This window comes from Enterobacter sp. YSU (assembly GCF_016082135.1).
Classification (GTDB): domain Bacteria; phylum Pseudomonadota; class Gammaproteobacteria; order Enterobacterales; family Enterobacteriaceae; genus Enterobacter; species Enterobacter hormaechei_C.
This window is the reverse complement of sequence record NZ_CP059487.1, coordinates 3,628,096-3,640,443: the sequence shown is the minus strand read 5'-3', so window position 1 is coordinate 3,640,443 and position 12,348 is coordinate 3,628,096. Positions and strand designations below refer to the sequence as shown.

General features: G+C 54.4%; 12 protein-coding genes. 2 read left to right on the top strand and 10 right to left on the bottom strand.

Annotation, left to right across the window (positions count from 1 at the left end):
* Positions 1-6 precede the first annotated feature (6 nt).
* A complete protein-coding gene (locus tag H2Z33_RS17540) occupies positions 7-579 on the bottom strand; it encodes a spore coat U domain-containing protein (RefSeq protein WP_017693232.1) in 573 nt (190 codons plus the stop codon).
* A 427-nt stretch (positions 580-1,006) separates the two neighbouring features.
* Here H2Z33_RS17540 and H2Z33_RS17535 point away from each other — a divergent pair, with 427 nt between their 5' ends.
* Positions 1,007-2,266: a dicarboxylate/amino acid:cation symporter gene (locus tag H2Z33_RS17535; RefSeq protein ID WP_017384415.1), complete on the top strand. Its 1,260-nt coding sequence runs from the start codon at positions 1,007-1,009 to the stop codon at positions 2,264-2,266.
* Between the two features lie 96 nt (positions 2,267-2,362).
* Here H2Z33_RS17535 and cheW read toward each other — a convergent pair whose 3' ends face one another.
* The 6 genes from cheW to flhD form a co-directional block, all read right to left on the bottom strand.
* Positions 2,363-2,866 (bottom strand): chemotaxis protein CheW, encoded by a 504-nt coding sequence (gene cheW, locus H2Z33_RS17530; protein ID WP_003859699.1) that lies wholly within the window; start codon positions 2,864-2,866, stop codon positions 2,363-2,365.
* A gap of 19 nt (positions 2,867-2,885) precedes the next feature.
* The gene (gene cheA / locus H2Z33_RS17525) at positions 2,886-4,895 is read right to left on the bottom strand and encodes a chemotaxis protein CheA (RefSeq protein ID WP_017384416.1); all 2,010 of its coding nucleotides are present in this window, start codon (positions 4,893-4,895) and stop codon (positions 2,886-2,888) included.
* A 4-nt stretch (positions 4,896-4,899) separates the two neighbouring features.
* Positions 4,900-5,829, bottom strand: a complete 930-nt coding sequence (gene motB, locus H2Z33_RS17520; RefSeq protein ID WP_063134714.1) for a flagellar motor protein MotB — start codon at positions 5,827-5,829, stop codon at positions 4,900-4,902.
* Complete coding sequence (gene motA / locus H2Z33_RS17515) at positions 5,826-6,713, bottom strand: flagellar motor stator protein MotA (protein ID WP_003859696.1); 888 nt, start codon at positions 6,711-6,713, stop codon at positions 5,826-5,828. The genes motB and motA overlap by 4 nt, the downstream gene beginning before the upstream one ends.
* Positions 6,714-6,836: 123 nt before the next feature.
* Complete coding sequence (flhC, locus tag H2Z33_RS17510) at positions 6,837-7,415, bottom strand: flagellar transcriptional regulator FlhC (protein WP_003859695.1); 579 nt, start codon at positions 7,413-7,415, stop codon at positions 6,837-6,839.
* Positions 7,416-7,417: 2 nt separating this feature from the next.
* A complete protein-coding gene (gene flhD, locus H2Z33_RS17505) occupies positions 7,418-7,768 on the bottom strand; it encodes a flagellar transcriptional regulator FlhD (RefSeq protein WP_003859693.1) in 351 nt (116 codons plus the stop codon).
* Between the two features lie 796 nt (positions 7,769-8,564).
* Between flhD and uspC the strand changes: the two genes are divergently transcribed.
* Complete coding sequence (gene uspC / locus H2Z33_RS17500) at positions 8,565-8,993, top strand: universal stress protein UspC (RefSeq protein WP_017384418.1); 429 nt, start codon at positions 8,565-8,567, stop codon at positions 8,991-8,993.
* A 15-nt stretch (positions 8,994-9,008) separates the two neighbouring features.
* On the opposite strand, the gene otsA is transcribed toward uspC, so the two are convergent.
* From otsA to araH, 3 genes are all read right to left on the bottom strand, one after another.
* On the bottom strand, positions 9,009-10,433 hold the full coding sequence (otsA, locus tag H2Z33_RS17495) for an alpha,alpha-trehalose-phosphate synthase (protein WP_015570257.1): 1,425 nt from the start codon (positions 10,431-10,433) through the stop codon (positions 9,009-9,011).
* Positions 10,408-11,211, bottom strand: a complete 804-nt coding sequence (otsB, locus tag H2Z33_RS17490; RefSeq protein WP_033486793.1) for a trehalose-phosphatase — start codon at positions 11,209-11,211, stop codon at positions 10,408-10,410. Before otsB ends, otsA begins: the two co-directional genes overlap by 26 nt.
* 153 nt (positions 11,212-11,364) lie before the next feature.
* Positions 11,365-12,345 carry an arabinose ABC transporter permease AraH gene (araH, locus tag H2Z33_RS17485; protein WP_003859689.1) on the bottom strand — a complete coding sequence of 327 codons (981 nt, stop codon included), beginning with the start codon at positions 12,343-12,345 and terminating at the stop codon, positions 11,365-11,367.
* Positions 12,346-12,348: the final 3 nt, after the last annotated feature.

Here is a 12,348-nt window from a genome sequence, read left to right as displayed (position 1 = left end):
GCTGAATCAGTAGGTGACGCTGACGTTAATCGTGTCGGTATAGGTTCCCGGTACAACCGTTACGCTATTGCCACCGCCCGTTATGCGTCCGTAGAGGGTATAGCTGTCCACCCCGCCCGCCGTGGAGGCAACGGGCAACGCGGCGTTGTTTGCGATCACGTTGTTGTACCCGCTGTCGCTATAGAGGCTGTATGCCACGCCCTGTGCCGCATTGGCGGTGTTCACCAGATAGCGGGCGGGTGTGCCGGGGGTGCCGACAACGGTTCCGGGTGCGGTCGCGTTGGTGTTGCCGGTGATCGCCACCGTGTAACTGGCAGTGGTACATTGAATGGTAAAGGTGTTTCCGCCGCTGGCCCCGGTTAACTGGGTTGTCAGGGTGGAGAATGTCGCAGGATGGGTCCCGAAATCGAGTGTCCCGAAGTTAATGCCGTTTTGCGTTGGCGAGCCGTTGATCAAACAACCGTTCGTCAACGTCAGCGTCGCCCCGATAGTACCGCTACTGGTGACTGCCAGCGCCTGACCGACAGTCGCCGCCGTCAGCAGTGTACCCGCGCAGATAAAAAGAAGTGTTCTTTTCATTTACCACCCTCCAGAAGAAATAATGGTCCGCTTACCCTATTTTATTCATACTGTTCAGTATGTTAGCCCCGCTTAAACATTCCCCGGCGCGGTTACTGAGAATTTAGTTTATGGTTCACGCTTCAACCACTTTCAGCGAAGGTGAGACACCCGCCCTCCAATTAACAGGCTATTAACAAACATTACAAAGAGTTAGCAAAATAAAACGGGCATTATATTTGCTTAATTTGAGGATATATCGCCTGTAACGTGATCCGCGTCACAATATATCGTCATCATAAAAACAACGAATTTCATAAAAATTAAAAACAAGTTGTAACTCACGCAGCTTTACTTCAATTTATGCCCCGAATATTTTCCTGCGCTTAACTAAAAATTTTGTATGCATTGACGCAGGAAACTCTTTTAGCGCATAGAGGATCTTTTTGTGGCAAGTGCAAACAAACTCACGCTCTTCATCGTGATTTTCATGCTGGCGGGCATTCTTTCAGGTGCGGCAATCCATGAGTATGCTTCGCCCGACGCGATACAGGCCTGGTCGGAGAACATCACCCTGCTGACCGATATTTTCCTGCGGCTGATTAAGATGGTGATTGCCCCGCTGGTGTTCAGCACCCTGACGGTGGGCATTATGAAGCTGGGTGAAACGTCGACGATTGGGCGCGTCGGGGGTAAAGCGATGGTGTGGTTTATCAGCTCATCCGTACTTTCCATTCTGGTGGGGCTGTTTATTGTTACCCTTGAACAACCCGGCAGCGGTCTGAACCTGAGCATTCCGACAGAGACGGTTGATACCGGCCTGGCCGTTAGCGGGATGTCGCTGAAAGCCTTCCTGTCACACACTATTCCAACCAGCATTGCCGGCGCGATGGCGAACAATGAGATCCTGCAAATTGTGGTCTTCTCGATGTTCTTCGGCATCGGCGGCGCGTCATTAGGTCAAAAATTCAACGCCCCGCTGGTGGCGGCGCTGGATGTGGTTTCCCACATTATGCTGAAAGTGACGGGCTACGTGATGTACGTTGCGCCGCTGGCCATTTTTGCCGCGATTTCGTCCGTGATTGCCACTCAGGGTCTGGGCATTTTGCTGAACTATGCCTCGTTCATTGGCGGTTACTATGTGGCGATCCTTCTGACCTGTCTGGTATTGCTGGCGGTAGGTTACATGGTACTGAAAAAAGAGATTTTCCGTCTGGTGGCGATGCTGAAAGATCCGGTGCTGGTCGCGTTTACCACCAGCAGCTCAGAAGCGGCATACCCGAAAACGCTGGAGCAGTTAGCGCGCTTCGGCTGTTCACGTAATATCGCCTCTTTCGTCCTGCCGATCGGCTACTCGTTTAACCTGGTCGGCTCCATGGTGTACTGCTCGTTCGCCTCGATGTTTATCGCCCAGGCATACAACATTCACCTGAGTTTCACCGAGGTGACGGTGCTAATGTTAACGTTGATGCTGGCCTCGAAAGGGATTGCGGGCGTACCGCGCTCGTCGCTGGTGGTGCTGGCGGCAACTATTCCGAGCTTTAACATTCCGGTGGCCGGGATCTTGCTGCTGATGGGGATTGACCATTTCCTGGATATGGGACGATCGGCCATTAACGTGCTGGGGAACGGGATTGCGACGGCGATGCTGTCGCAGAATGAAGGGGCGCGGGAAGCGGAATCAGCGCTGGTGGAGCAGGAGGCGTAAGGTTACAAAAGAGCCGGGTGGCGGCTTCGCCTTACCCGGCCTACGAATGGCTCGAACACGTAGGCCGGGTAAGCGTCAGCGCCACCCGGCTTTATTTTATGCCACGTGATTCGCCGCGATATCCAGCAGCGCCATCTCTTCGCTGTTCAGCAGCTTCTCAATATTCACCAGAATCAGCATACGCTCGCCGAGCGCACCCAGCCCCGTCAGGTATTCCGTCGACAGCGTGACCGCAAACTCCGGCGCAGGACGGATTTGATCGGCGGTCAGCGACAGCACATCAGACACGCCATCCACCACGATCCCCACCACGCGCTGCCCCAGATTCAGGACGATCACCACCGTGTTATCGTTGTACTCCACATCGCCCTGGCTAAACTTCACGCGCAGGTCCACGATAGGCACAATCACACCGCGCAGGTTGGTCACACCCTTGATAAACGCTGGCGTGTTCGCAATGCGCGTTACCTGGTCGTAACCGCGAATTTCCTGCACTTTCAGGATGTCGATACCGTACTCTTCATCCCCTAAAGTGAAAACCAGGAATTCCTGTCCAGATGGCTCGCCCGCCAGTTTCGTTACGTTACTCATACCGGTCATGTTATTACCTTTTACTTAATCAGGCGGCTGTGTTCGCCACACGTTGTTCACGATTTAATCCCTGAAGTGCCGATACATCGACGATCAGCGCGACGCTACCATCACCCAGGATGGTGGCAGCAGAGATCCCCGGCACTTTGCGGTAGTTACTTTCCAGGTTCTTAACCACCACCTGATGCTGACCAATCAGCTGATCGACCAGCAGCGCGTAGCGGCGTCCGGCGCTTTGCAGGATCACAACGATACCCTGCGTGGCCTCGGTTTTTGCCCCGTCCACTTCAAACACTTTCCACAGTTCCACCAGCGGCAGGTACTCGCCGCGCACTTCGAGCACGCGCTCGCCGCCCGCCAGCGGATGCAGATCTTCTTCACGCGGCTGGAGGGACTCCATCACCGCGTTCAGCGGCAGAATAAAGACTTCGTCCGCCACTTTAACGGACATGCCGTCAAGAATGGCCAGCGTCAGCGGCAACAGGATACGAATCGTGGTGCCCGCGCCCTGCTTAGACTGGATCTCAACGTGACCGCCCATCTCCTGAATGTTACGTTTCACCACGTCCATGCCCACGCCGCGGCCGGAAACGTCGGTGACCTGCTCTGCGGTTGAGAAGCCCGGGGCAAAAATCAACATGCCTACTTCTTCGTCGGTCATATTTTCGTTGACCGCCATTCCCTGCGAAATCGCCTTCGCCAGAATGCGCTCGCGGTTCAGGCCCGCGCCGTCATCGGTCACTTCGATGCAGATGTTGCCGCCCTGATGTTCCGCTGACAGGATCAGGTTGCCCACGGGCGATTTTCCAGCTGCTACACGGTTTTCCGGCAGCTCGATGCCGTGGTCGAGGCTGTTACGCACCAGGTGCGTTAACGGGTCGATAATGCGTTCAATCAGGCTCTTGTCCAGCTCGGTGGAGCTGCCCATCAGCGTGAGTTCGATCTGTTTGTTGAGCTTGCCGGCCAGGTCGCGCACCAGGCGCGGGAAGCGGCTGAAGACATATTCCATCGGCATCATGCGGATGGACATCACCGATTCCTGCAAATCGCGGGCGTTACGTTGTAACTGGCCCATGCTGGTGATGAGATCGCCATGGGTCACCGGGTCCAGCTCGTTGGAGCGCTGGGCCAGCATCGACTGGGTGATGACCAGTTCACCCACCAGGTTGATCAGCTGATCCACTTTCTCCACCGCCACGCGAATGCTCGTGGACTCGCTGGAACGCGCCGCCGGTTTTTCACCGCGGGCCGGAGCGGCCGTCTCTTTTGGCACGGCTTTCAGGGCCGGGGCAGCGGCAACTACCGCAGGGGTATTCTCTGCCGGAGCAGGCGCTTCAACGGCCGCCGCCTCGGTTTCAAACGCAATCTGATCCGCTTCAATCACGAAGCAGAGCACCGCCACGATGTCATCCTGGCCGATCCCGCCGTCGAGCGTCGCGGCCAGGCTGTCTTTGCCCTTCACCACGTTGCTGAGCGTCGCCAGGTTCCCCAGCTCCTCTTCCAGCAGGTTGACCTCGTTCTCCTTCAGACGTGACAGCACTACGCGCAGTTTTCCTGCGGGCGCGTCAGGCGCCGTATCGGGTTCGGCCACGGCGTCAACAACGCTCAGTTTTGCCGCAGGGACAGCGGGCGCAGACGCCTCACCTTTGGCTTCCAGCGCTAACTGACGCAGCGCGTTGCAGATGTATTCAAAGCTGGCGGCATCAGGCTCTGCCGAACTTTTATAGGCGTCGAGCTGTTCCTGCATAATATCTTTCGTTTCCAAAAACAGGTTGATAATGTCGGTATTGAGCTGCATCTCACCGCGTCGTGCTTCATCCAGCAGGTTTTCCATTAAATGGGTGGTTTCCTGCAAAATGGTAAATCCAAACGTTCCGGCACCGCCTTTAATGGAATGCGCCGCACGGAAGATGGCATTGAGCTGTTCTGAGTCCGGTGCCTCGGGCACCAGATCCAGCAAATGTTGCTCCATATCGGCCAACAATTCGTCGGCTTCATCAAAAAATGTCTGGTAAAAATCGGTAATATCCATGCTCACGCTATCACCTCGGATTGGCTGGTGGCGATGTTGGAACGGCAGCCGAAGGGACGGCCCCAGGCTGTTTTAAATCGTCCAGTGACTCATTCTGACTTTCGGCGTTTTCATGCAGGATGGCCTGCTCCGCCTGCTGGTTCAGCACTAAAAGACTGATACGACGGTTGATGGCATCATCCGGTCCGCGGTCGGTAAGGCGCATGGTTGCAGCCATGCCGACCACGCGCAGGATCTTGCCATCATCAAGCCCACCCGCGACCAGCTCGCGACGCGAGGCGTTGGCGCGATCGGCAGAAAGCTCCCAGTTGCTGTATCCTTTCTCTCCCGTGGCGTACGGGAAATCATCCGTGTGTCCGGACAGGCTAATGCGGTTTGGAATACCGTTCAGCACCGGTGCAATCGCACGCAGAATATCGCGCATGTAAGGCTCCACGTCGGCGCTGCCGGTTTTGAACATCGGCCGGTTCTGGCTGTCGATGATCTGAATACGCAGCCCTTCCTGCACCAGGTCAATTTTCAGATGCGGACGCAGCGCGCGCAGCTTAGGGTCTGCTTCAATCAGCTGATCCAGGTCACCGCGCAGTTTTTTCAGGCGCGCCTGCTCCATCCGTTTTTTCAGCTCGTCGATGTTAGGCTGTTTTTTCACTTCGCCCTGCTGCTGGGTGTAATCGTCACCGCCGCCGGGGATCGGGCTGTCGCTGTTAGAAATGCGCGGCCCGCCGGTAACCGCCGTCGCCAGCGGCGTTCTGAAATATTCCGCAATCTGAATAAGCTCTTTCGGGCTGGAGATGGAGATTAGCCACATCACCAGAAAGAAGGCCATCATGGCGGTCATAAAGTCGGCGTACGCGATCTTCCAGGAGCCGTGAGAACCGTGCCCGTGCCCCTTATGCTTGCGCTTTTTTACGATGACGATCGGATGGGACTGGTTTTTCATGCGTCCTCAGTTGTCGTCTGTTGGTTAGGGTTTTTCACCGCGCGCACGTGCTCTTCCAGTTCGATAAACGACGGACGTTCGCTGGAGTAAAGCGTCTTACGACCAAATTCGACGGCAATCGGTGGCGCATAGCCGTTGAGGTTTGAGAGCAGCGTAATTTTCACGCACTGCATCATTTTGGTGGTTTCGGCGCTCTTCTGGCGCAGCACGCTCGCCAGCGGGGAGATAAAGCCGTAGGCCAGTAAAATACCGAGGAACGTCCCCACCATCGCGTGGGCAATCAGCGCCCCCAGTTCAGCCGCCGGGCGATCCGCCGAGGCCAGGGCATGAACGACGCCCATGACCGCCGCCACGATGCCGAACGCCGGAAGCGAGTCGCCCACCAGCGCCAGGCTGTTGGCCGGTACTTCGGACTCGCTCTCGTGGGTTTCGATCTCTTCGTCCATCAGGGCTTCAATTTCGAAGGTGTTCATGTTGCCGCTGATGATCAGTCGCAGGTAATCGACGATAAAATCGAGCATCATCGCGTCGGCCAGAATACGCGGGTAGCTGGCGAAAATTTCGCTCTCTTTCGGGTTTTCGATGTCCCGCTCCAGCGAGAACATCCCCTGCTGACGTGACTTCGCCATCAGGCGATAGAGCAGCGCCAGCAGATCCATATACATGCTTTTGGTGTATTTCGAGCGACGAAACAGCAGCGGAATCGCCTTCAGCGTGCCCTTGATCGATTTGCCGTTGTTACCAACGATAAAAGCCCCTACCCCTGCACCGCCGATGATGACAAGTTCAGCCGGTTGATAGAGTGCTCCAAGGTGCCCGCCGGTCATCATGTAACCGCCGAAAACTGTACCGAGAACTACCAGGTAACCTAATAAGATAAGCACGACATCATCCTTCCGCTAGTGACTATGGCAGGACGTTCATTTCGAGCGCATGACCTGAACGCAGGGTAAAAAAAAGCAGCGGTAATCGCTTACCGCTGCTGGAATCTTGCCCACAGGTTCGGGTTAAACAGCGTGTTCGATCTGTTCATCCAGCAGTTGTGGAATAATATCGGCAGCATCCCGGGAAAGTTTACGTCTTTTTACGGCTCGGGATGGAGGCTGGCACAAACTACAGGCAAAGCTGCCCGCAGGCTGGTGCGCGTGGGTAATGAAATTGCCGTCACAGCAGTTGCAGCGGGACAATTCAAGCATTCCGCTTTCAACAAAACGCACCAGCGTCCAGGCGCGGGTCAGCGCCAGCAGGGGTCCCTCTTCCTGCTGCGGGCATTGCTCAAGGTAAAGTTTGTAGGCTTTGATCACGGCATCAACGCCGCTGCATAAGCCCGTTTTAAGCAGGTACTGCCAGGCGTTACAGAACATGGAAGCATGGATGTTCTGCTCCCAGGTCATGAACCAGTCAGTCGAAAACGGCAGCATGCCTTTTGGCGGCGGGCTACCACGCAATTCTTTGTACAGCTTGATCAGACGACCACGGCTCAGCTGCGTCTCGCTTTCCAGCATTTGTAAACGCGCACCGAGCGTGATGAGTTCCATCGCCAGCTGGATATCACGGGCTTCCTGAACAATGCTTTTTTCGCTCATTGTTAAGCCCTTTTCTTCCGGGCTACGTCATCAGGCTGGCTGATTTCGTTGAGCAGGCGGGTGGAGAGAAGAATACCAGTGTGGATCTGTTGCAGATCGTCCACGCGGGATTCCTGAGTCAGACGCGTAATGGTCTGCGGGTTATCAAAACGGAACTGGCAGACAAGTTGATTGGTTTCAGCCAGCTTGACCATTTGCGGGAGGGTTAATCCACCCAGCATGGTTGCCATCTCTTCGTTAACACCCAGACGAAACATCGCTGACGGTTTGTCCTGACTAATCAAACGCTGCGCGAGCAATAAATACGACAAATTGATGTCATAAATATGTTTTAGCAACTCGGATGTATGCATTTTTCCCATCCCGAATAACCAACTATTATTTTTATGCGGAAAGACCGCACCCCGTGATGTCGCCGGGAAATCACCCGGTATAAAAAGAAAAGGCCAAATGCATAGTTGAATTTAGGTTTGTACGTCGTAAAGCGCGTGACCGGTTAACATGGCCAAAATGTCGGTTACACATTTTATCTTTTCTTACAAATAACTAAGATTTTTCCTAATTCGACGCAAACTCTACTCGTCAGTTTTGACACATACAATGCAGCCCCCCCTGGAATTTAAAAAAAATGTGATCTACGTCACATAATTTACGCGAATGTAACCCATAAATCCATCAGCGTGACTTGTAATTTGACTATTTATTGAGCAAGTGAAGCTTGTTTATATTCTTATGGAACGAATACTCATGCAGAGGGATGAGGGGATCGGGTATGAAAATTGCTACGTCGAAGAAGCACTGCCCTTTCGCGTCACAACGGGCGCGAACGCCAGAGAAGAGGCGGAGTTAATTAAGTAAAAACAGCAGCTTAAGTTTTCTTTTCGAGAAACAAGTTTCCATGGGTAACCATCACGTTTGCGTTGACGATCGGTTAACGCGATTTAACAGCACGGAAGGCTAAATGTGTGATTTACGTTAAGTTGTTAATTACTTTCATTTAGCGTCCCCATTTCGTTATTCTTCTTATAAGAATAATTAATGAATAATTATGATAAGCTTCACACTATTGTCGCATGTGCCTCTTGCAGAAGCGGTAGATTCGCGGTAAAGCTTGAGAAACGTGTCATTCTGACATAAAAGGAGTGTGTGATGAGTTACTCCCATCTTCTTGTTTCTGTTGCGGTTTCCCCCGAAAGTCATCAACTCGTCGCCCGTGCCGTTTCCATTGCCCGCCCGAATAATGCCCGCATAAGTCTGATTACCCTGGCTGCTGAACCCGAAATGTATAATCAACTGGCAGCGCCAATGCTGGAAGATATTCGTGAGGTTCTTCAGGAGGAAACGCAGCAATTTCTGCGCGAGCTGGTTGAGCGGGCAAAATATCCTGTCCACCAGACGGTGATTGCCACCGGCGAGTTAAGTGGACATATTCTCGACATTTGTCAGAAACAGAATGTTGACCTGGTCATTTGCGGAAATCATAACCAGAGCTTTTTTTCCCGGGCGGCATGCTCGGCAAAATCCATCGTTTCGTCAAGCCAGGTGGATGTCCTGCTGGTGCCTCTCGGGGGCAATTAATGCCCCCGGAGAAAATCAGGCGAGTTTAGGGAAGGTCGCGATCTTTTTTTGCAGATCACCTTCCTGAGTTTGCGGCTGGATCGCGCGCAAATCGTCAATAAAACGCGCCTGCCAGCGGTTGATATCATTCTTAACGATGGTCTCCATCATTTCTGAATGACGTGAAATACGTTCCGCAAGCGGCATGGTTAACGCGCGGTTCAGGGCATTTGCCACGTCATCGCGATCGTAAGGGTTCACAATCAGCGCCGAGGTTAACTCGTTTGCCGCACCGGCAAATTGGGACAGCACCAGCACGCCCGGGTCAGCAGGATCTTGTGCTGCTACATACTCTTTTGCCACCAGATTCATCCCGTCGCGCAGCGGGGTGACCAGCCCGACGTCCGCATAGCGGAACACTTTCATCAGGATTTTGCGCTCAAAGTGCTGATTCAGATAGAAAAGTGGAGTCCAGCCGAGCTGACCATAGCGCCCGTTGATGCGCCCTGCTTCGGTCTCCAGCTGGTGACGAATATCCTGGTAAGCCTGAACCTCACCGCGCGAGGTCGGCGCTATCTGGGTATAGCGGATCTTGCCGTGATGCTGCGGGAATTTATCCAGCAGGGTTTCATAAGCGAGGAATCGCTCCGGCAACCCTTTGGAATAATCCAGTCGTTCAACCGAAAAGATATTCTTAACGTGCTTGAGTTCGTCCTTGAGCTGGGCAAGCTTCGGCGGCAGCGGACCAGAGGCCTGCTCGGCGATTTCGTCTGGCTCAATACCAATCGGGTAGACTTCGGTATGGAAATTTCGTCCCCACGCGGTGTGAGATTTGCCGCCGTGAGTGACCAGCCGGGTTTTACCCGACACGCTGTCGAGGAACGCCAGCCTGTCATTTTCCGTCTGGAAACCGAGCAGGTCGTAATCAGACAATGCTTCAAGAATTTCATCATGCTGCGGCAGCGCCGTAAAGATCTCCGGGGTCGGGAACGGAATATGCAGGAAGAAGCCGATCCGGTTCTTCACACCCCGTTTACGCAGCTCCCTGGCGAAGGGCAGCAGATGGTAATCGTGGATCCATAAAATATCGTCTTCTTCGATTAGCGGCAGCAGTTTATCTGCCAGCAGCGCGTTAACGCGCATGTAGCCTTCATAGGATTCACGCTGGAATTTCACCAGATCCAGACGATAGTGAAACGCTGGCCACAGCACGGCGTTTGAGAACTCGGAATAATATTCATCGTAGTCCTTCTCGCTAAGGGCGAAGGAGGCCCACGTGATATTGCCCCGTGACACCTTTTTTAGCGGTTTCTCATCATTACTGATTTCCCCGCTCCAGCCAAACCAGAGACCACCCGCGGCTTTGAGGGCACCTAATACCCCGACCGCCAGGCCACCGGCACTGGCTTTTTTATCATCCGGCGGTGCGATGCGATTAGAGACGACGACTAAGCGACCCATAATGATTTCTCCCGTTGTTTTGCGCTATTTGTTGTTGTTGCTGGTTAGCGACGTCAGATATCCACTGCCAGACGCTGGCGACATTTTCCAGCCGCCATCCGGCAATGGTTTCACCAGATCCCACCTTGACAGACATGCCCTGGGCCTGGTTTACCACCCTGAACCCGGCCTCGTCGGTCAGGTCATCCCCAAAAAAGACTGGCGTACGCCCTTTGAACGGCGCTTCCGCCATAAACGCTGCAATGGCAGCGCCTTTATTAATTCCTGCCGGTTTAATCTCGACCACACATTTACCCGGCTGTAACGCCAGCTCCGGATGGGCTTCCGCCACGCTTCTTGCCACCGCAAATATCGCCGCCTCATGATGGGGCGCCTGACGGTAGTGCAGCGCAAAGGCCATGCCTTTGGCTTCCAGTTCCGTACCGGGAAGCATTTCCAGAGCCGAAGAGAGTTGCGCATGCAGCGCCTGAATCAGCGTGTCGGGGAGTGAAACTATATGCAGTTGATCATGGATATCGCGGCGCTCCGCTCCGTGCACTCCGGCCAGCGGAAAGTGATAAGGACTGGCGAGCACGTCCAGCTCGGCCATTGAGCGCCCTGAAATCAATGCCAGTGCCCCCTCGTTCTGTCGGGAGAGCTGCTGCAAATTCTCTAACACCGTGTCCGGTACAACGACGTCATCCGGATGCGGTTCAATCCCGGCGAGCGTCCCGTCGAGGTCAAAAAAGAAAGCAAATTTTCCGGGCAGTACAGGCGGTGCGGTTAACAAGTCAGCCACCCTAATCCTCCTTACAGTGAACAAAACAGCCATGTAAGTATAGACAGTGTGACGGTGCTCGCCATTTGGCAACCGGCCCGTCAGCAAAACTGGCGGGCCGGTCAGGGGGTCAACTATGGTTAATAGTTGAGCATATTGATGGCTAAAAATAAATCAGACGGTACGCTTCGCTTTTTGCTTGTAGCGGTCGAAGATCACCGCTGCCAGCAGGATCAGGCCGCGTACGACGTACTGAGAGAACGGAGAAATATTAAGCAGGTTCATGGCGTTCTCCACGGTCCCCAGAATGAGGATCCCCGCCACCACATATGAGATTTTTCCGATGCCGCCCTTGAGGGAAACGCCCCCTAAAACGCAGGCTGAGATGACGATCAGCTCATATCCAATGGAGGTCATTGGCTGGCCGCTGGTCATACGCGACGCCAGAATAATCCCCGCCGCCGCCGATACCAGCCCGGAAAGCACGAAGATAATGATCTTGGTCCGTACGACCGGGACACCCGCCAGACGCGCCGCCTCTTCATTGCCGCCAATCGCCAGCGTGTTACGGCCAAAGGTGGTGCGGTTAAGCAGGAAACCGAACAGGATCAAACAGCCTACCGTCAGCCAGATTGGCGCAGGCAGCCCCAGCCAGTTGGCATAGCCCAGCGTGAAGAAACGCTCATCTTCAATCCCCACGGCTTTCCCGTCGGAGATGATATAGGCCAGACCGCGCACGATTTGCATGGTTGCCAGCGTCGTAATCAGGGCGTTAATCTTCAGGCGCGCAATGACAAACCCGTTCACCAGGCCGCTCAGCACGCCGAGCAGCAGCCCGGCCAGCACGCCGATCCACAGGCTTTCGGTCATGTTGATCACCACGGCAGTGGTGACGCCAGCACAGGCAATCACCGAGGCAACCGACAGGTCAAAATCGCCGGAGGCCAGGCAGAACAGCATTCCGCAGGCCACCATGCCGGACATGGAGATAGCCAGCCCCAGCCCCTTCATATTGATGAACGTGGCGAAATTCGGCACAAAAATCGCGCAGGCGACGAACAGGGCAGCAAAGACCACCAGCATGCCGTACTGGTCCCAGATGCGGCCAAAACTGAAAGCCGACTTCGGCGCTCCGGATGTAGTAACAGAGGACATCAT